We start from the raw sequence: 17568 nt of genomic DNA on the forward strand, positions 1-17568 counted from the left end.
GTTCTCCGACCGGTGACTACTCGACGACGAGCTCGACCGGGATGTTGCCGCGGGTGGCGCGGGAGTACGGGCACACCTCGTGGGCCTTCTTCACCAGCAGCTGGCCGGTCTCGCCCGCGAGCGCCTCGGGCAGCTCGACCCGCAGCACCACCGCGAGGCCGAAGCCCTCGGCGTCCTTGCCGATGGACACCTCGGCGGTCACCGAGATCTCGCCGGTGTCCACCTTGGCCTGCCGGCCGACCAGGCCCAGCGCGCTGGCGAAACAGGCGGCGTAGCCGGCGGCGAACAGCTGCTCCGGGTTGGTGCCCTGACCGCTGCCGCCGAGGCCGGGCGGCATCGCCAGCGCGAGGTCCAGCTGACCGTCGGAGCTGACGGTGCGGCCCTCCCGGCCGTTGGCGGTGGCGACTGCGGTGTAGAGCGCGTCCATGGTCCGTTCCCTTCCGTCCTGCATACGAAGTGGTGGTCCGGCGGCCCGCTCGGACCGCCTCCCGAGAACAAGTAGAGCACACGAGTTAGTTGGACACAACTTAATTGTGCACATGTCGTCGCTACCATGGACCCATGACCGTGCTGCCCGACCTTCCCGACGATGCCGACCTGCTCCTCCTGGACCGACAGATCTGCTTCTCGCTGAACGCGGCTTCCCGCGCCTTCGGCGGTGTCTACCGGGTGTTGCTCAAGGACCTTGGCCTGACGTATCCGCAGTACCTGGTGATGCTCGTGCTCTGGGAACACGGCGAACTGCCGGTGAAACGGATCGGCGAACACCTGCGACTGGACTCGGGGACGCTCTCCCCGTTGCTCAAGCGGCTGGAGGCGGCCGGCCTGGTGCACCGGAAGCGCAGCCCGGAGGACGAGCGCTCGGTCACCGTCAGCCTGACCGGTGAGGGCTCCGCGATGCGCGAGCGCGCCGGACAGGTGCCGCGCCGACTGCTGGTCGCGACCGGGCTGCCGGTCGAACAGCTCGCCACCCTGCGGGTGCTGCTGGACCAGGTCACCGAGGCCCTCGACACCGCCGTTCCGGGCCTCGCCGCCGAGGGCTGACGGCCGCCGCGTCCCCCGCTCCTCCGTGCCCCGGCCGGGCACCGCGCAGTGCGGTGCCCGGCCGGGGACGTGTCCGGTGTGTTCGGTGTGTCCGGTCCGGTTCTGTCTGCTGCGAGCGGGTCGGCCGGGTCAGCCGGCGGTGCGCTCGTTCAGGCAGAGGATGTTTCCTTCACTGTCCTTGAACCAGGCCGCGCGCATGCCCTCGTCCTCGACGACGCCGTCGACCGTCTTCAGGCCGGGCAGGTCGTACTCCTCGAACACGACGCCCTTGCCGCGCAGTCCGGCCATCTCGGCGTCCAGGTCGGAGACCTTGAAACTGGCCAGGGTGTGGGCGGCCTGGCCGCCGCTGGGTGTCTCGTAGATGCCGAACTCGCTGCCTCCGCACTCGAAGGTCAGATCGCCGTGCGGGCCGGCGTCCGTGAACTTGAGGCCGAGGGTGTCGGTGTAGAAAGCCTTCGCCCGGGCCACGTCGGCGGCGGGAATGATCGCCACCAAGGGTGCGTCTCCAAGCATGCTGATCGCCTCCTCCTCCCCCAGCGTAGGTACGTGCACCGGGCCCCGGCCAGGCCGGAGCCGTGCCGGGACCGAGGTACCCCGCAGCGTGCCGGTGCCGTCACCGGGTGTGGGGGATCCGGGAGCGGGGGATCCGGGAGCGGGGGATCGGGGTGTGGGGGATCGGGATGCGGGGGATCAGGGTGCGGGGATCCGCTCCAGCACACCGCCCGCGAAGACCTTGTACAGCGGCAGCGTCTCCAGGTGCACATAGCCGATGTGGCAGTCGCAGACCGGCAGCGGGCAGGCCCGCGGGCCGAGCCGGGCCCGGTAGGAGCCGTCGTAGAGGTTGCCCAGCTCCTCGGGCACGAAGTGACAGCGGCGGACTGTGCCGTCGCCGTCCACCGAGACCACGGACTCGCCGGTGCGGCAGGCCCGGCCGGCGCTGGGGTGGGCGTTCCGGCTGTACCCGAAGTGCGGATCGAGGACGGTCCAGTCGGCCGCCTCGGCGTCGGTGTAGGTCCGGCCCTCGGCGGCGTTGATCCACAGGTAGACCGCCGGGGACAGCTCGGCGCGCAGCCGCCGGGCCGCCGCGAGGTGCTCCGGCTGCCCCACCACGCCGACGCTGTACCGCACGCCGAGCGCGTCCAGCTCGCGGCACTTGGCGAGGAAGCGCGCGTGCTCGACCTGGCCGGGATGGTAGGTGACCCAGAGTGCGAGGGTGTCGAGGTCCGCCTCCGCCAACCAGCCGGTGCGGCAGCTGAGGTTGCTCTGGATGGCGACCCGCCGCACGTGCGGCAGCCGGCTCAACTCGACCATGGCCCGCCGGTACCAGGACCGCACCAGCCCCTCGCCCCAGGGGGTGAACAGTACCGAGAGGGTGTCCCCGGACCCGCCGCGTCCGGCCACCCAGCCGGTGAACCGCTCCAACGCGGCCCGGTCGGAACGGAGTTGCTCCGGCGTGTCGCGCCGCTTGGCGAACGGGCAGTACGGGCAGTCGTAGTCGCAGGAGGCCAGCGGGCCCCGGTAGAGCAGGCGGAGGTCGAGCGGCCCGGTCGCCGGGGTCGGGGTGGGCGTGGGCGTGGGGGCAGCGGCGGGGACGGGCCCGGGCGCGGGCATGCCGAGGAAGGTCATTTCGCCTCGTACTCCGCCATCAGCGCGCGGACCTCGGGGGAGAACAGCATCGGGCCGACCGCATCCGAGTGCGCCAGGCCCTCGGGCGAGAGCCTGAGCCGCTCGGCGGGTGCGGCGGTCGTACTGTGCGCGTCCTCCGCCAGCCAGCCGCGTGCGGCGAAGGCCGCGAACTCGGCCGGGAAGTCCTCGGCCGGGGTGCTGCCGAAGCGGTCCCGGTAGTCGGCGAGCGCCAGCCCCTCCGCCTGGAGCAGCGACTGCACGAGGTGCCGTCGCCGGGCCTCCGGCGGCGTCATCGCCCGGCCGACCACCGCGCGGTCGAAGGTCGGGGTCGCCACGTAGTCGTCGATGATGCGGCGCACCTCCGTCGCGTCCACCGCGTAGTCGAAGGAGTAGTGCAGACGGGAGGTGTAGGAGCGGGCGCCGCAGCCGAGGCCGACCATGCCGTCCGTCTGGCAGGCGTACTCGCTCACCCCGGCCTGCGGTGCGGCCGCCCGGCGGAACATCCGCATCGACACCTGCTCGTAGCCGTGGGCGAGCAGGTGGTCGCGGCCGGCCCGGTAGAGCGCGAGCCGCCGGGTGTCCCACTGGGCGGGGCCCTCCGCCTCCCCGCGCCGGGCCAGCCCGGTCAACGGCCGGACGTACAGCGGGTAGAGGTACAGCTCCTCCGGCCGCCAGACGAGCGCGGCGTCCAGCGACCGGAGCCAACTCGCCTCCGTCTGGCCGTCGATGCCGTAGATGAGGTCGATGTTGAGGACCGGGAACCCGGCGTCGCGGATCCGGCCCAGCGCGGCCTCGACCTCGGCGCGCTTCTGCGGCCGGACGGCCGAACGGGCCTCCGTGTCGACGAAGGACTGCACCCCCAGGCTCAGCCGCGTGGTGCCGCGCTCGGCCAGTACGGCGAGGCGGTCGGCGGTGGCCGTGGCGGGCGAGGCCTCGACCGAGAGCGGGATCGCCCGCAGGTCGGCGCCCATCCGGTGCTCGGCTATGTCACAGAGCCGCTCCAGCTCGGCGGCGCTCAGATACGTCGGGGTGCCGCCGCCGAACGCGGCCAGCGCGAACCCGGCCCCCTCGTCCAGTGCCGCGCGGACGGCGCCCGCCTGCCGGTCGAGCGCGTCCAGATAGGCGGTCGTCAGTCCGTCCGGGCCGCCGATCCGGGTGAACAGGTTGCAGAAGCCGCACCGCACCTCGCAGAACGGGATGTGCAGGTAGAGCGAGAGCGCGTGCTGCGACTCGCCCGCCCACAGCTCGCGCAGCGGCGGACGGTCCGGAAGCTCGCGGTACGCCGTCTTGTGCGGGTAGGCGTACACGTACGACTGGTACGGGGAGGAGCCCGCGGACCCGTCGGGGAGGACGGCCGGCGCGGCGGGGGCAGTGGTCATGCGGTCTCCTCGGCGGTCGGGGCGGGTACGGCGGACGGGGCGGGCACCGCGGACGTTCTGGGCACCGCGGGCGTGGCTGTCGCGGGCAGCGTGAAGTGGGCGTACGGCACCGTCCAGACCACCTCGTGGCCGATCCGGTGGCCGGTGTAGCCGTCCTCCCCGTAGGCCGTGCCGTGGTCCGAGCAGACGATCGCGAAGCACGGCCGGCGCGCGCTCATCGCCGCGAACAGCCGGCCGATGTGGGCGTCCACGTACTCCAGCGCGGCGGCGTGGCTCTCCCTGCTGTCGCCGTGCTCGCGGGTCACGCCGGGCAGGTGGAACCAGTTCGGCTGGTGCAGCGCCGGGACATTGACGAACAGGAACAGCGGCTGCCCGTCGGGCTGCTCGGCCGCCACCCGCTCGGCCCGGTCGACCTGCGCCTCGAAGGACGTCGGCGAGGGGACGCCCATCTCCGGCGCCCAGTGGCTCTCCTGGAACAGGCCCGGCAGCACCGAGCCCAGCGGGCCCTGCTTGTTGAAGAAGCCGACGCCGCCGATGCAGACCGTCCGGTAGCCGGCGGAGGCGAGTGCGCCCGGCAGGTCGGGGGCGTCGAACACCCAGGTGCGCGGTGCGGTGCTCTCCGACCCGGCGAACCGGGCGGCGAACAGCCGAGGGTGCGGCCCGCCGGGCGAGGCCGGGGTCGGCAGGAAGCCGGCCAGGATCGCCTGGTGGGCGGCGTAGGTGAAGCTGCCGGGGGAGTGCCGCCGCTCCCAGCGCCCGCCGGGAAGGTGGGCGGCCAGGTGCGGGATCCGCCCGGCGGCGGCCAGCTCCTCGGCGACGTCGAAGCGCAGGGTGTCCAGGGTGACCAGCAGCAGGTCGTGGCTGCCGACCACGGCGTTCATGTCGGGGTCGGGGGGAGCGGGAGCGGGGGAGGTGCCCGGACCGGCGATCGGGTCGACGGTCCGGTCGGTGGCGGCGGTGCGGTGGCTCATCAGGGCTTTTCCGTACGTGGGTGGTTCGGGTGCGTCAGGTGCGTCAGGTGTGTCGAGCGCGTCGGGTGTGTCGAGTGCGTCGCCGGGGCCGGCGCCCCGAGCGGGACGGCGCCGAGCGGGACGGCGCCGAGCGCGGCGAGCTGGGCGGCGTAGGTGTCCAGGCCCTCCGCCGGCCCGCCCGGCAGGCCGGTGAGCCGGGGCAGCAGATCCCCGAAGGCGTTGACCTCGCCGACCACCGTGCGTCGCCAGGAGGCGGTCGGCAGGACGTCGACGCCGACCATCAGCGAGCCCGGGAAGCAGGCGGCCGCCCGCTCCGCCGTCTCCAGGAGGTCCGGCCAGGCCGGTCCGGCGGCCTCCCGGGCCAGCTCCAGGCTGCCCCGGGCACCGCCGAGGTGGAGGTTGGTCATCGGCCGGTCGCTGGTGCGGACCACCGCATGGGTCGCCCGCCCGGCGACGACCACGACCCGCAGGTCCGCCGATCGGCCCGACTGGGAGGCCTTCGGCACCCACTGCTCGACGTGCAGGCCGTCCGGGGCGAGCCGGTCGACCAGCTCCGCCACCTGCCGTTCCTCCTGGTAGCGGCGGACCCGCAGCGAATTGTGCATCCGGCCGTCGGCGAGCTCCACCGAGGTGGTGGCCCGCAACTGGCCGCGCGGCCCGAACTCCAGCGCCACCACGCCCGAGGCGGAGGAGCCGTGGGACGGTTTGACGAAGACCCGGCGCAGCCCGGCGGCGTCCAACCGTGCCCTGAGGTCCTCCCAGCCGGCGACAGCACCGCCCTCCAGGGCGCGCGGCACGGGGACTCCGGCCGCCGACAGCAGGGCGTGCGTGCGCCGCTTGTCGAACATCACGGCGATCTCCTCCGGATCACCGAGCAGCCCGACCCCCGGGGTCGCGGCCAGTCTGCGCAGCGCGGCCGTCACCCCGGCGTACCAGGCCGCGCCGCCCTCGACCCGGGTCGCCGCGTAGTCCGCGCCGAGCACCGGGCCGCGCAGCAGCGCGTCCACCGCTTCGTCCTCGCCCGGGGACTCGATCCGCAGCACGGCGCCCGGGGGCAGCCGGTGGGTGCCGCGCAGCAGATCGATCCAGGGCAGGACGGCGGGCTCGGGCAGCCCGGCGGCCCGGGCGGCGGCCGCGAACAGCGTCACCCGGCGGTGGCCGGGATTGCCGAGCACGGTCAGCCGCCCGTCCGGAGGGAGCCGGAGGGCCGCCCGGGCCGGGCCCGGGGCCGGGGCAGGGCCGATGGCCCGCGGGGTCGTCAGCATCGGCCCGCGCCTACTCGGAGACCTCGACGTAGCGCCACTCGTCCTCGTCCTCCTCCTCGGCGTCGGAGAGGTCGACGTCCACGCCCGGCAGCGCCTCCCGGACCTGCTCCTGCATGGCCTCGCTGAGGTAGTGGTGGTGCAGGTCGAGGCTCTTGAGGTGGGTGAGCGGCTGGCCGTCCAGCAGCGCGGCCGCGCCCTCGTCGCTCAGCACGCCCATCGACAGGCTGAGCGTGCCCAGCTGCGCCACCACCGGGGCGTGCGCGACGGCGGCGGCGATCTCGTCCTGGAACTCGCTGTTCTGCAGGCCGAGGTGGCGCAGCGCCGGCAACCGGGTGCCGGTCAGCAGCGGTGCGACGTCGTCGATCGTCGCGTCGCCCCCGTACTCGTCGACGCCGAACCACAGCTCCAGGCTCTCCAGGGCGGGCAGCTCGCTCGCGGCGACCCCCCGGACCACCTCGGCCGGCAGCCCGCCGGTCTCGATCCGCAGATGGGTCAGCCGCTCGTGCCGGAAGGGTTCGAGCCGCAGCCCGTTGCCGCCGCGCACCACGAGGTCGGTCAGCCCGGGGAACGCCGTCAGGGCCGGGGTGACGTCGGACATCTCCAGCCAGGAGATCTCGCAGTCCTCGTACGAGACGTCACCGATGACCAGGCCCTCCAGGGCGGTGAACCGGTCGGCGTCGGCGACGATCCTGCTGAGCGCCTCGGACACCGGGGTGTAGTCCTGGGTCCACCAGGGGCCGAGGAGCAGTCCGCGGACGGTGGCCGGGTCGACGGCCTCCAGGAAGGCGGACCAGAGGACGTCGAAACCGCCCTCCGTGCCGTACGCCACGGCGAGCCGCCAGGCGACGGTGCCCGGCTCCGGGAGCTCGATCCGGTCACCCCGGTTGCCCCGGTGGGGCTTGTCGACCGAGAAGTCGACGACCGGCAGGTGGAGGAAGCGGTCGATGGTGCTGGTGATGATCACGGGTGCCCCCTGGGCGGCGATTGCGGCGACTTCGGCGAGTGCGGGAACGGTCGGACGGTGCGGACGGGGCTGACGGCGAGGCTGTCGGCAGACACGCCCCGGGCGGATTACTCGGCCACCGCCACGTACTGCCACCGGTCGTCGGGCTTGCCGGCCTCGGAGAGGTCGAGCTCGACCCCCGCCAGGGCCTCGCGCAGCCGCTGCTGCATGCCCTGGGTGAGGTAGTGGTGGTGCAGGTCGAGGCGCTTGAGGTGGGTGAGCGGCTGGCCGTCCAGCAGCGCCGTCGCGCCTTCGTCGGTGAACGCGCCCATCGACAGGTTCAGCGACTCCAGCCGGGCCACCACGGGGGCGTGCGCGAGGGCGGCGGCGATCTCGTCCTGGAACACGCTGTTCTGCAGGCCGAGGTGGCGCAGCGCGGGGAACCGGCCGCCGTCCAGGAACGGCTCCAGGTCGGCCGTGCTGGTCGTGCCGCCGTACACGTCCACACCGAGCCAGAACTCCAGCCGCTCCAGCGCGGGCAGCTCGCTCGCCGCGACCGCCCTCGGCACCTCCGCGGTGAGGCCGCCCGACTCGAAGCGCAGCGCCCGCAGGTGCTCGTGCCGCAGCGGCTTGAGCGCCATGCCCTCGCCCTCCGCGTACTCGCCGGAGGCACCGCGCACCACCAGCTCGGTGAGCAGCGGGAACGTCGTCAGCACCGGTGTCACGTCGACCATCTGGATCCAGGAGATCTCGTTCTCCTCGTACGTGATGTCGCCGAGGAACAGCGCGCGCAGCGCGGGCAGCCGGTCGGCCGCCTCCAGGAGGGCTGCCATCGGTCCGGCGAAGCTCAGCGGGCCGTCGTGCGACCACTCGCCGACCACCACGGCCGTGACCGAGGCGGTGTCCACCCGGTCGAGGAACTGCCCCCACCGGGCGGGCCAGTCCTGATCGGAGTCGAACTCGATGCCGATCTTCCAGGCGACCGCTCCTGCTTGCGGCAGCTCGTCGCCCGCGTCGACGGCCGGGACGAAGTCGAAGACCGGCAGGCCGTGGAAGTCCTCGATGTGCTTGTTGACCGTCATGCGCTGCTCCTGGGGCGTCGGTGCGGGCCGAACAACTGTCTACCAGCCCGGACCGACAATCCCCCGGCCGGGTCGCCTCCGGGGTGTCCGCAGGGTGTCCCCGGACCGCCTCCGGCTCGTCCCCGGCTCCTCCCCGGAGATGCGGGGGACCAGGGCGGCCGGTGGGTGGTTCGCGGCCGACTGACACGGCATCTCTCCAGAAGCCTCACAGGCAGGCATGGCACCCCCGCGGTCGCGCTGCCTAGGCTCCGCATGTGCACGACGACGTGCGCGGTCGGCGGCGAAGAACGGCGACCGGTGCGAGCGCCTGCCGTCCGGCAGCCCGGGGAAGATCCTATGAACTACTGCGCGCCCTGCCGCCGTCACCTGAACGGCGCTCTGGCCTGCCCCGGCTGCGGCTCGCCCGCGACCGGCCAGGACCGCCCGGCACCGCCTGCCCCCGAGGTCCCGGCGTCCGCGCGACCGCTGCCGGAACGGGGAGGAGCGGGACCGGCCGCGCCCGGTGGCGGCCCGCACGCGGGTCGGCCGGGTTCCCGGCGGACGGCGCGGCGGACGCGGCGGCGGCCCGGGCGGATCGTGCTGTCCGTGCTCGGTGCGGCGGTGGTGGCGCTCGGCGCGGCGACGCTGGTGGCGAACGGCTCCGAGGGCGTGCCGGCCGAGGCGGCGGCGCCGGTCCCGGTCACCACCGGGGCGTCGGGGAGCGGTTCGGCCCCCGGGCCGACGGTGTCCACGGCGCCGGCGGTGACGGCCCCGTCGACCACCCGGCCTCCCGCGAGCAGGACGGCGTCCGCGCCCGCGTCCGGGTCACCCTCGGGGTCCGGCCCCGCCGCTCCGGCGCCCTCGGCGGGCAAGGGCGCCGGGGCCACGGCGTCGGCCGCCGGAGGCGTGCCGGAGCAGGGAGTGCCCGGTTCGGCGCCGCCCGTTCCGGCGGCGCCGAGCACCGTGCCGCCCACGGCACCGCCCCCGGCGTCGGGCCCGCCCCCGTCGGCCGGCGGCTCGCCCTCGGGCACCGCCACCGCGACCAGTACCGGTACGGCGACCGGCACGCCCTCCGGCACGCCCACCCCGCGGCCGACGTCCACCTGCACACCGTTCCTCTTCTGGTGCACCTGAGGGCGCCGACGCCCGGCCCGCGCGGGCCGGGCATCGGCGACGCGGCCGGACGGGTGGCAGCGGCTCAGGAGGCGTACAGCTCCTGGATCTCGCTGATCCTGCCCTCGCCGTCCAGCGCGATCTCGTAGTTCAGACCGGGACTGCACACACCCGCGTCGGGCGTGCGGTCCAGGCACGCCCCGATGTGGTTCCACAGCTCGCCGACCACCACGGTCTTGAACCGGCCGGACGCGGGCTGGAGCTGGGCCTTGACCTCCGGGGCGAACATCAGGTTCTTCCGGGGGCCGGTCGGCTCCCACTTCCCCACGTCGGCGGTGCAGGTGTAGCCGGTCTCCTGGTAGGTCACGGTGTCCTGGCGCGGCTGCTTGACCGGGTGGATCACCCGGCGGAGGCCGACGGGCTTCGGCGGGGCACAGGCGCTCGCCGGTGCGTCGGCGGAAGTCTGGGCGGCCGAGGACCCGGTCGCCGTCGGCCGGGCGTCCGAGGACTTGGCGGCGGGCGGCCGGGCTGCGGAGGAACCGGCGGGCGCGGCCCCGGTCCCGGATTCGTTGTCGGGGCCGCAGGAGGCGAGGGCCAGGACGGCGGTGGCCGCGGCGAGGGCGGTGCGGACGGTACGACGGGACGACACGGTGACAGATCCCCCTGTTGGTACATGTGCTGGTCGGCCCCGCAGGCCGACGGTCGCACAGACTAGCGACCGCCCGGGACCACCTGCCCCGGCAGTCCCGGCAACCACTGAGGTCACCCGGGTGCCGGGGCCGTTGTCGGACCCCTGCCCTATGGTCCGTGGTGTGGGAATCCGATGCGCCGTCGATTCGGCGAGGGAGAGCTGATGTTCCGTCAGGGTGACGTGCTGCTGGTACCGGTGGAGAAGGAGGCCGTCCCGGCCCGGGTGGCCTCGCTGGCCGGGCAGCCCAGGGACGCGCGGGGCCGGCTGGTGCTGGCCCTGGGCGAGGTGACCGGGCACGCGCACGCCGTGGTCGGGCCCGGGGAGCTGCGGCGCGAGGCGGGTCCGTTCGGGGTGGCGTGGCTGCACCTGCCGGAGGGCGGCCGGGTGGTGCACGAGGAGCACGCGGCGATACCGCTGCCCAAGGGCTGGTTCCGGGTGGTGCGTCAGCGTGAGTACGCGCCGGGCGCGGTGCGGATCGTCGCCGACTGACGGCGGCCGCGCGCGGGTGCGCGCGGAGCGGCGCAGCACGAGGTGGGGAAGTACGACGAGGCGGGGCGGGCGCACGGCGTCCGCACCACGGCCGGGCGGGGAGCCCGGCCGGGAACGGAGAGGGTGATGGGCATGGGGACGGGACAGGCGACGCCGGACGTGGCGGTGGCCGGTGCGGCGGCACCGGACGGGGCGACAGCTGTGGTGACGGCCGAGGTGACGGCCCGCTGGCGGACGACCGCAGCTTCCACCGGCCCGGCCGACCGGGCCGGCGTCGAGCGAGCGGTACGGGCGGCGTACCGGGCCGCCGGCCTGGCCGAACCGGCCGACATCAGGTGGTTCGGCTCGCCGCTGGCGGCGACGGAGGCGGCCCTGGAGCTGCGCGCGGCCGGGGCCTCGACCGTCCGGGAGGCGGTCAGGACCCTGCCGTGGGAGGCGGCCCGCCGACAGGCCGTCGAGCGGACCGGAGCGGCCGGCTGGCCGCCGCTCTGGGCGCTGACCGGCGGTGAGCTCGGCCCGGTGACCAACGCGCTCGCCGACCGGATCCGCAGTGCCGTGCTCGACCGGCTCGCCCCCGATCCGGCCGTCGGGGACGTCCCGCCGGGGGACACCGGGGTGGCCCGCGAGCGCCGCACCACCGCCAGGCTCGCGCTGCTCGACGCCGTCCGGGGCCAGCACGACGCACCCTGGTTCGCCGCCTTCGAGGCCGCCGGGGTGCTGGCCACGGCGCCGGACGGCGCGCCGGGCGCGGTGGCCGCCGGCGGCGAGGGGATCGCCGCGCTGGCCGAGGTGGCGCGCACCACCGGCTGGTGGTGGCCCTACGCGGACACGGTGCTGATCAGCGAGCGCCCGACCGCCCTGCACCGCGACGAGGCCGGCCGGCTGGACCGCGCCGACGGACCGGCCCTCGAGTACTCCGACGGCTTCGCCCTCCACGCCTGGCGGGGCATGCCTGTCCCCGCCGAGTTCCTGGCCGGGCTCGGCACCGTCACCGTCGAGCGGATCCGCTCCGAGGAGAACGCCGAGCTGCGCCGCGTCCTGCTGGAGCACTACGGCTACGAGCGCTACCTCGCCGACTCCGGCGCCGAGCCGCTGCACCGGGACGAGACCGGTGTGCTCTGGCGGATCCAACTGCCGGACGACGAGCCGGTGGTGATGGTCGAGGTGGTCAATTCGACCGCCGAGCCGGACGGCACCTTCCGGACCTACTGGCTGCGGGTGCCGCCGGACACCCGCACCGCCCGCGCCGGCGTGGCCTGGACGTTCGGCACCACCGAGGCGGAGTACCACCCGCAGCGCGAGACCTGAGCACGGGGCGCGCCGGTGGACCGGGGCGGGGCGGGGGCCGGAGACACGGCACCGCCCGCGCCGGGGACTGGCGCGGGCGGTGCGGTTCCGCGGTGGAACCGGGGGACAGAAGGGTCGGGGTCAGTGGACGTCGATGCCGTCGAAGGAACCGATGATGGCGTCACCGCCGACGTTGGTGATCTCGCCGCCGGCGAGCTGGTTGCCGGTGCCGATCACGGTGATGGTGGTGGTGTTCACGGTCACCGTGTCGTCGGCGAAGGCCTGGGTGGGGACGGAAATGGCGCCGATGGCGGCGATGAGGACGGCGAACGTGCGGATGGTGCGGTACATGGCGTAAATCCCTTCGTAGACAAACGGTGCTTCGAACCCTAGGGAGCGGTCCGGTGCGAAAGGGGGGAATGTCACCCGAACGGGGTGACGTGCGTGTCGCCGGGGCGGCTGCGTCGTGGGGCGCGGCGGCCTCCACCGGATCGCGCCTGGGTAGGCTGCGCGCGCGTCCTGATCATGGACCGCCGAGCTGATCACGGGGAGAGGCCGCCGCATGAACACACCACCGGACCCGAACGGGCAGCACGCGCAGCACGGGGCGGACGGGCCGCACCGGGCGTCGCCCGCCGACGGGCCGTCGGTCCGGATCGGCGCGCTCGTGCCGCTGAGCCAGCCCGGCTGGGTCGCGGCGGGCAGGCACCTGCTCGCCGGACTCGACCTGGCCGCGCGCGAGGTCAACGAGGCCGGGGGGATCGCGGGCCGGCCCGTCGAGCTCGTGGTCCGCGACACCGCCGCCGATCCCGCGCGGGCCGGGGCGGCCGTGGAGGAACTGGCCGGCCTGGGGGTGGCCGCCCTGGCGGGGGAGTACCACAGCGTGGTCGCGCGCGCCGCGGCCGCCCGGGCCGAGGCCCTCGGTCTGCCCTTCCTGTGCTCCTCGGCGGTGCTCGACGCGCTCACCGACGGGCCGGCCGAACAGGTCGCCCGCATCGCCCCGGCCCAGTCGCACGGGTGGTCCGTCTACGCCGACTTCCTCCTCGGCGCGGGCCACCGCCGGATCGCCGTGGCGGCCGACCCGAGCCTCTACTGGGCCTCCGGGACCGGCGTCCTCCGGGACCGGATCACGGCGAGCGGCGGCACCCTCGTCGAACTTGACCTGCGCACCCTCACCCCCGAGGGCGTCTGCGAGGCGCTGGCCGCCGATGGCGCGACCGCCCTTCTGCTCCTGGCCGGCCACCCCGACCCGGCGGTCCCGATCGTCCGGGCCGTCCGCCGGGACCGGCGCCTCGCCGGGATCCTGATCGGTGCTCCGGCCGGGCAGCCCGAACTCGCCGACTGGGCGACGCTGCTGGGCGAGGACGGCGCCGGGGTCCCGTTCCTGCGCTACCTGCCCGAACACCTCGGCCCGCTCGGCGCCCGCGTCGGGGCGGCGCTGCGCGAACGGCTGGGCGAGGAGCCCTCCTTCGTCGCCTTCGAGGGCTACGACACCGTCACCGTCCTCGCCGAGGTACTGCGTTCGCACGGCGCCGACCGGGCCCGGCTCGCCGGGGCCTGGCCGTCGGTCGCGGTCGAGGGCACCCGGGGGACGGTCCGGTTCTCCCGGGCGGCGGGCATCGGTGTGTGGCAGTGGGCCTGGGCCCCGGTCCAGGTGGCCGACCGCGACCCGGCGGACCCCGCCCGCTTCCGGGTCCTGCACACCGGCTGAGTCCGCCGGCCGGGCACTCCGGGGGCGGCGGGGGGCGGGTGCGGTCGGCCGGAGTGCCCGGCCGGCGCTCAGCCCTCGGCGGGCCGGTAGACCGTCAGCGCCCGCCCGGACTTGGACAGCCGGAGCCGGCCCGCCGCGGGGACCGACTCCCCGTCGACAGCCATTCGGTCGGCGTCGCCCAGCCGCTCCAGGTCGAGCGCCCGGAGCCGGGCCGAGTGGTACACCCGGGACCGGGCGAGCGTGCCGGACAGGAACGCGGCGGCGAGCCTGGTCCTGGCGAACGGCCGGCCCCCGTCGACCACCCGGACGTCCAGCAGGCCGTCGGCGAGCCCGGTCCGGTGGGTCGGGGCGAAGCCCGGCGGGTCGTAGGCGCCGTTCCCGGCGAACAGCAGCCACAGCTGCCGGTCCCGCCCGCCGGACCGGACGGTGACCGGCTCACCGTTCACCAGCACCTTCGCGGTGGCCACCGCGAGGGCCGGCCACTTGCCCAATCGGCCCTCCAACGACTCCCGCAGCTTGACCAGTTCGGGATAGACGCCGAGGCTGAAGGTGTTGAGGAAGTACCGCTGCCCGGTACCGTCGGCGGCCAGCCCGAGGTCCACCCCGCACGCAGTGCCGGAGGTCACGGCCGTCGCCGTCGCCTCGAAGTCCTCGATGCCGAGATCCACCGCGAAGTGGTTGAGCGTGCCGCCGGGGAACACCGCCAGCGGCAGGTCCCGCTCCACGGCCAGCCCGGCCGCCAGATTGACGCTGCCGTCGCCGCCGCAGACCCCGAGCGCCCCGCCCTCGGCCGACGCCCGGTCGGCGGCCTCGGTGAGCAGGGCGGGCAGATCGTCGTCGGGCCCGCAGAGGCGGATCTCGGCCCGGGGCAACAGGTCGCGCAGCACGGTGACCGTCTCCTCCGGGCCGTAGGTGCTCAACGCGCCGCTGCCGGAGCCCGAGTTGACCACCACCGACAGGCCCTGCCCCTCAGGCAGCGCCGGGGCGGGGCGGCGCGCGGGCCCGGCGGCCGGCCGCAGGTCGGACGAGCGGGGCCACCAGCGCAGCATCAGCGCGGCGACGGCCGAGCCCAGCGCGAACCCGGCCAGGACATCGCTCGGGTGGTGCGCGCCGGTGTACACCCGGGAGGCGCCCACGATCAGCGCGACCGGCGCCACGACGGCCGCCGCCACCGGGGACTCGATCGCCACCGCCGTCGCGAAGGCCGCCGCCGAGGCCGAGTGCCCCGAGGGGAAGGAGGTGGTGACCGGCTGGCGCAGCAGCCGACGGGCGGCCGGAACCGCGTCGAGCAGGGGCCGCGGGCGCCGGGTGAGCTGTTTGGCGGCCACGTTGGCCGTGAACGAGGCGAGTGCCAGCGCGCTGACCCCGCGCAGTGCCGCCCGCCGTCCGCTCCGCCCGCCGACGGCCCCGAGCACGGCGGCCGTGCCGAACCACAGTTTCCCGTGGTCCGCGGCGCGGCTGGCCCGGCGCAGCAGTTCGCCGACCCGTGATCCGGCCCCGAAAGGGTGCTCGGACACGGCGATCCGATGGAACAGTGCCTGGTCGATGTCGTCCAGTCGCCTCATCCGAGCGAGCCTAGCCCCCGTCGGCGCCGGGCGCGCGGCGAGCGGTCGGCGCCCCACCGGTTCCCGGTCGCCACGAGCACCCGGGCCCGGCTTGAGTACGGGTACTCAAGCGTCGCCGGGCGCGGACCGAGCAGACTGGCGCCGACAGCAACCCCGTTCCACCGTCACGAGGACGCACCCCACACCATGCTGAGCCGCACCGCCGCCCTCCTGCTGCCCGCCTTCGGCCGTCTCCGCATCACCGCCGACCCGGCGCCGGGCACCGCCCCCGACACGGCCACCACCACCATCGCGGCTCCCGGCAGCGCGGCCCCGGCCCCCACCGTCGCCCCGGGCAGCATCGTCGCGGCCAACCACACCTCGCTCTCCGACCCCGTCGTGGTGCTCGCCGCCCTGCACCGGCTCGGCGCCCGGCCGGTCGTGCTGGCCACCGCCGGCCTGTGGCGGATCCCCCTGCTCGGCACACTGCTGCGCCACGAGGGGCACATCGCCGTCCACCGGGGCACCGCGCGGGCCGCGGAGTCGCTCGACGCGGCGGCCGAGGCCCTGGCGGCCGGGCGGGTCGTGCTGATCTACGGCGAGGGCCGGCTGCCCCGCCGCCGGGACTCCGGCGAACTGCCGCCCGGCCCCTTCCGCAGCGGCCTGGCCCGCCTCGCGCACGCCACCGGCGCCCCCGTCGTCCCGCTCGGCCAGGCCGGTTCCCGCCGCCTCACCTCGGGCGGTACGGCCAAGCAGCTCGCCGGTCTCGCCACCGCCCCGGTCCGCCGCCCCGGCCTCCACGTCCACCTCGGTGCCCCGCTCCACCTCCCCGCCGACACCGCCGAGGCGACCGCCCGCGCGCACCAGGCCGTCACCGCCGCCTGGGCGGCCGCCAGCCGGCACGCCGCGGCCCACCGCACCGCCGCCGGGCACACCGCCGCCGGGCACGGACCGGAAGCGACCCGTCCGTAAATCCGTCGACAGCGGTCGTGCGATTGGCAATGCTGTCCCACGATGACCAGAATCAATGACACGCCTCCCGCCTGGGACGAGCGCACACAGCTGACCACGTTCCTCGACTACGCCCGGGACACCACCCGCGCCAAGTGCGAGGGCGTCTCCCCGGAGAACGCGCGCAGGGCACTCCTGCCGGGTTCACCGCTGATGACCCTGAGCGGGCTGGTGAACCACCTCCGCTGGGTCGAGTACTACTGGTTCCAGGTGGTCTTCCTCGGCGAGGAGGACCAGGGCCCCTGGACGGAGGAGGACCCGGACCGCGAGATGCGGATCGGCGTCGACTTCCCGCTCGCGCAGCTGCTCGACGAGTACACGGAACAGAGCGCCCGCTACCGCGAGCTGGTGGCCGCGAGCGACCTGGCCGACCGGGCGAAGCGGCCGATCCGCGACGGCCTGCACGTGGACCTGCGCTGGATCCTGCTCCACCTCACCGAGGAGACCGCCCGTCACAACGGCCACCTCGACATCCTGCGCGAACTGCTCGACGGCACCACCGGCGACTGACCCGCCCCGACCCCCTCGGCGGAGTCCGGGGGCAGGCGCTCCGCAGCGGCGGACCGGTGACCGGTGAAGGAGGATGAACGGCATGGAGCGAACGTTCGAGGAGCTGGTGGCCGAGGCGGCCGAGGAAGCGGTCGACGGCTGGGACTTCTCCTGGCTGGACGGCCGGGCGAGCGAGGAACGCCCGTCCTGGGGCTACCAGCGGCTGCTCGGCGCGCGGCTGGCGCACGCGTCGGCGGCGCTGGACGTGCAGACCGGGGGCGGCGAGGTGCTGGCGGGCGTAGCCGCGAGCTTCCCGCGGACGATGGTCGCCACCGAGGCGTGGCCGCCGAACGTGGCCAAGGCGGCGGCCCTGCTGCACCCGCTCGGCGCGGCCGTGGTGGCCGACCCGGACGAGCCTCCGCTGCCCTTCGCCGACGGTTCCTTCGACCTGGTGACCAGCCGTCATCCGGTGACCGTGTGGTGGTCCGAGATCGCCCGGGTGCTGCGCCCCGGCGGCAGCTACCTGGCCCAGCACGTGGGGCCGGCCTCGGTGTTCGAGCTGGTCGAGTACTTCCTCGGGCCGCAGCCGGAGGCGCGCCGGGCCCGGCGGCCGGAGGACGACGCGGACGCCGCCCGGGCCGCCGGCCTCGACGTGGTCGACCTGCGTTCGGAGCGGCTGCGGATCGAGTTCCGGGACATCGGCGCGGTGGTGTGGTTCCTGCGCAAGGTGATCTGGATGGTGCCGGGGTTCACCGTCGACGCCCACCGGGAGCGGCTGCGCGAGCTGGACGCCCGGATCCGGGCGGAGGGGCCGTTCGTCGCCCACTCCGCCCGGTTCCTGGTCGAGGCCCGCAAGCCCTGAGGCCCTGAGGGCCGCAAGCCTTCAGGTACGCGGGCCGAGCCGGCGGGCGCCGCGCTCAGCGCCCGCCGGCTCGGCCCGACGG

At 75.2% G+C, this 17568-nt stretch carries 19 protein-coding genes; 8 read left to right on the forward strand and 11 right to left on the reverse strand.

The window, feature by feature from the left end:
• Positions 1-16: 16 nt before the first annotated feature.
• Entirely contained in the window at positions 17-427 is a 411-nt protein-coding gene (locus OG715_RS38495) for an organic hydroperoxide resistance protein (protein ID WP_030393124.1), read from the reverse strand.
• Between the two features lie 134 nt (positions 428-561).
• Between OG715_RS38495 and OG715_RS38500 the strand changes: the two genes are divergently transcribed.
• A complete protein-coding gene (locus tag OG715_RS38500; protein ID WP_043475867.1) occupies positions 562-1044 on the forward strand; it encodes a MarR family winged helix-turn-helix transcriptional regulator in 483 nt (160 codons plus the stop codon).
• A 129-nt stretch (positions 1045-1173) separates the two neighbouring features.
• On the opposite strand, the gene OG715_RS38505 is transcribed toward OG715_RS38500, so the two are convergent.
• The 7 genes from OG715_RS38505 to OG715_RS38535 form a co-directional block, all read right to left on the reverse strand.
• The gene (locus OG715_RS38505; protein ID WP_266272589.1) at positions 1174-1557 is read right to left on the reverse strand and encodes a VOC family protein; all 384 of its coding nucleotides are present in this window, start codon (positions 1555-1557) and stop codon (positions 1174-1176) included.
• Positions 1558-1734: 177 nt separating this feature from the next.
• Positions 1735-2670, reverse strand: a complete 936-nt coding sequence (locus OG715_RS38510; RefSeq protein WP_266272588.1) for an STM4011 family radical SAM protein — start codon at positions 2668-2670, stop codon at positions 1735-1737.
• Positions 2667-4049, reverse strand: a complete 1383-nt coding sequence (locus tag OG715_RS38515) for an STM4012 family radical SAM protein (RefSeq protein WP_266272587.1) — start codon at positions 4047-4049, stop codon at positions 2667-2669. The genes OG715_RS38510 and OG715_RS38515 overlap by 4 nt, the downstream gene beginning before the upstream one ends.
• On the reverse strand, positions 4046-4930 hold the full coding sequence (locus OG715_RS38520) for an STM4013/SEN3800 family hydrolase (RefSeq protein WP_266274552.1): 885 nt from the start codon (positions 4928-4930) through the stop codon (positions 4046-4048). The genes OG715_RS38515 and OG715_RS38520 overlap by 4 nt, the downstream gene beginning before the upstream one ends.
• An 89-nt stretch (positions 4931-5019) precedes the next feature.
• A complete protein-coding gene (locus OG715_RS38525; protein WP_266272586.1) occupies positions 5020-6285 on the reverse strand; it encodes an STM4014 family protein in 1266 nt (421 codons plus the stop codon).
• 10 nt (positions 6286-6295) lie between these two features.
• The gene (locus OG715_RS38530; protein ID WP_407661065.1) at positions 6296-7249 is read right to left on the reverse strand and encodes an STM4015 family protein; all 954 of its coding nucleotides are present in this window, start codon (positions 7247-7249) and stop codon (positions 6296-6298) included.
• Positions 7250-7356: 107 nt separating this feature from the next.
• On the reverse strand, positions 7357-8310 hold the full coding sequence (locus OG715_RS38535; protein ID WP_266272585.1) for an STM4015 family protein: 954 nt from the start codon (positions 8308-8310) through the stop codon (positions 7357-7359).
• A 336-nt stretch (positions 8311-8646) separates the two neighbouring features.
• Between OG715_RS38535 and OG715_RS42620 the strand changes: the two genes are divergently transcribed.
• Positions 8647-9423, forward strand: coding sequence for an SCO2400 family protein (locus OG715_RS42620; RefSeq protein WP_456077715.1), 777 nt, complete (start codon positions 8647-8649; stop codon positions 9421-9423).
• A 64-nt stretch (positions 9424-9487) separates the two neighbouring features.
• Here OG715_RS42620 and OG715_RS38545 read toward each other — a convergent pair whose 3' ends face one another.
• Positions 9488-10051, reverse strand: a complete 564-nt coding sequence (locus OG715_RS38545; RefSeq protein ID WP_266272583.1) for a hypothetical protein — start codon at positions 10049-10051, stop codon at positions 9488-9490.
• A 204-nt stretch (positions 10052-10255) separates the two neighbouring features.
• Between OG715_RS38545 and OG715_RS38550 the strand changes: the two genes are divergently transcribed.
• Both OG715_RS38550 and OG715_RS38555 read left to right on the forward strand, forming a co-directional pair.
• Positions 10256-10582, forward strand: a complete 327-nt coding sequence (locus OG715_RS38550) for a hypothetical protein (RefSeq protein WP_266272582.1) — start codon at positions 10256-10258, stop codon at positions 10580-10582.
• 132 nt (positions 10583-10714) lie between these two features.
• The gene (locus tag OG715_RS38555; RefSeq protein WP_266272581.1) at positions 10715-11890 is read left to right on the forward strand and encodes a DUF6745 domain-containing protein; all 1176 of its coding nucleotides are present in this window, start codon (positions 10715-10717) and stop codon (positions 11888-11890) included.
• Between the two features lie 120 nt (positions 11891-12010).
• Here the strand turns inward: OG715_RS38555 and OG715_RS38560 are convergent, their stop codons facing one another.
• Positions 12011-12220 carry a hypothetical protein gene (locus OG715_RS38560; protein WP_266272580.1) on the reverse strand — a complete coding sequence of 70 codons (210 nt, stop codon included), beginning with the start codon at positions 12218-12220 and terminating at the stop codon, positions 12011-12013.
• Between the two features lie 211 nt (positions 12221-12431).
• Here OG715_RS38560 and OG715_RS38565 point away from each other — a divergent pair, with 211 nt between their 5' ends.
• The gene (locus OG715_RS38565) at positions 12432-13580 is read left to right on the forward strand and encodes an ABC transporter substrate-binding protein (RefSeq protein ID WP_266272579.1); all 1149 of its coding nucleotides are present in this window, start codon (positions 12432-12434) and stop codon (positions 13578-13580) included.
• A 68-nt stretch (positions 13581-13648) separates the two neighbouring features.
• On the opposite strand, the gene OG715_RS38570 is transcribed toward OG715_RS38565, so the two are convergent.
• Positions 13649-15145 carry a bifunctional phosphatase PAP2/diacylglycerol kinase family protein gene (locus tag OG715_RS38570; RefSeq protein WP_266272578.1) on the reverse strand — a complete coding sequence of 499 codons (1497 nt, stop codon included), beginning with the start codon at positions 15143-15145 and terminating at the stop codon, positions 13649-13651.
• Between the two features lie 186 nt (positions 15146-15331).
• On the opposite strand from OG715_RS38570, the gene OG715_RS38575 reads away from it, so the two are divergent.
• From OG715_RS38575 to OG715_RS38585, 3 genes are all read left to right on the forward strand, one after another.
• Positions 15332-16096: a lysophospholipid acyltransferase family protein gene (locus tag OG715_RS38575; RefSeq protein WP_266272577.1), complete on the forward strand. Its 765-nt coding sequence runs from the start codon at positions 15332-15334 to the stop codon at positions 16094-16096.
• Positions 16097-16138: 42 nt separating this feature from the next.
• Positions 16139-16645 (forward strand): DinB family protein, encoded by a 507-nt coding sequence (locus OG715_RS38580; RefSeq protein ID WP_266272576.1) that lies wholly within the window; start codon positions 16139-16141, stop codon positions 16643-16645.
• An 82-nt stretch (positions 16646-16727) separates the two neighbouring features.
• The gene (locus tag OG715_RS38585; protein ID WP_266272575.1) at positions 16728-17486 is read left to right on the forward strand and encodes a class I SAM-dependent methyltransferase; all 759 of its coding nucleotides are present in this window, start codon (positions 16728-16730) and stop codon (positions 17484-17486) included.
• The last annotated feature ends 82 nt before the right edge of the window (positions 17487-17568 follow it).

It is taken from the genome of Kitasatospora purpeofusca, from assembly GCF_036010405.1.
Taxonomy (GTDB): Bacteria; Actinomycetota; Actinomycetes; order Streptomycetales; family Streptomycetaceae; genus Kitasatospora; species Kitasatospora purpeofusca.

What these genes read in the sequence shown, in the direction of transcription:
- OG715_RS38505 (WP_266272589.1), bottom strand. Translation starts at nt 1,557, where the DNA reads ATGCTTGGAGACGCACCCTTGGTGGCGATCATTCCCGCCGCCGACGTG.
- OG715_RS38515 (WP_266272587.1), bottom strand. Translation starts at nt 4,049, where the DNA reads ATGACCACTGCCCCCGCCGCGCCGGCCGTCCTCCCCGACGGGTCCGCG.
- OG715_RS38550 (WP_266272582.1), top strand. Translation starts at nt 10,256, where the DNA reads ATGTTCCGTCAGGGTGACGTGCTGCTGGTACCGGTGGAGAAGGAGGCC.
- OG715_RS38580 (WP_266272576.1), top strand. Translation starts at nt 16,139, where the DNA reads ATGACCAGAATCAATGACACGCCTCCCGCCTGGGACGAGCGCACACAG.
- OG715_RS42620 (WP_456077715.1), top strand. Translation starts at nt 8,647, where the DNA reads ATGAACTACTGCGCGCCCTGCCGCCGTCACCTGAACGGCGCTCTGGCC.
- OG715_RS38520 (WP_266274552.1), bottom strand. Translation starts at nt 4,930, where the DNA reads ATGAACGCCGTGGTCGGCAGCCACGACCTGCTGCTGGTCACCCTGGAC.
- OG715_RS38575 (WP_266272577.1), top strand. Translation starts at nt 15,332, where the DNA reads ATGCTGAGCCGCACCGCCGCCCTCCTGCTGCCCGCCTTCGGCCGTCTC.
- OG715_RS38495 (WP_030393124.1), bottom strand. Translation starts at nt 427, where the DNA reads ATGGACGCGCTCTACACCGCAGTCGCCACCGCCAACGGCCGGGAGGGC.
- OG715_RS38525 (WP_266272586.1), bottom strand. Translation starts at nt 6,285, where the DNA reads ATGCTGACGACCCCGCGGGCCATCGGCCCTGCCCCGGCCCCGGGCCCG.
- OG715_RS38565 (WP_266272579.1), top strand. Translation starts at nt 12,432, where the DNA reads ATGAACACACCACCGGACCCGAACGGGCAGCACGCGCAGCACGGGGCG.
- OG715_RS38500 (WP_043475867.1), top strand. Translation starts at nt 562, where the DNA reads ATGACCGTGCTGCCCGACCTTCCCGACGATGCCGACCTGCTCCTCCTG.
- OG715_RS38585 (WP_266272575.1), top strand. Translation starts at nt 16,728, where the DNA reads ATGGAGCGAACGTTCGAGGAGCTGGTGGCCGAGGCGGCCGAGGAAGCG.
- OG715_RS38510 (WP_266272588.1), bottom strand. Translation starts at nt 2,670, where the DNA reads ATGACCTTCCTCGGCATGCCCGCGCCCGGGCCCGTCCCCGCCGCTGCC.
- OG715_RS38535 (WP_266272585.1), bottom strand. Translation starts at nt 8,310, where the DNA reads ATGACGGTCAACAAGCACATCGAGGACTTCCACGGCCTGCCGGTCTTC.
- OG715_RS38570 (WP_266272578.1), bottom strand. Translation starts at nt 15,145, where the DNA reads ATGAGGCGACTGGACGACATCGACCAGGCACTGTTCCATCGGATCGCC.
- OG715_RS38555 (WP_266272581.1), top strand. Translation starts at nt 10,715, where the DNA reads ATGGGGACGGGACAGGCGACGCCGGACGTGGCGGTGGCCGGTGCGGCG.
- OG715_RS38560 (WP_266272580.1), bottom strand. Translation starts at nt 12,220, where the DNA reads ATGTACCGCACCATCCGCACGTTCGCCGTCCTCATCGCCGCCATCGGC.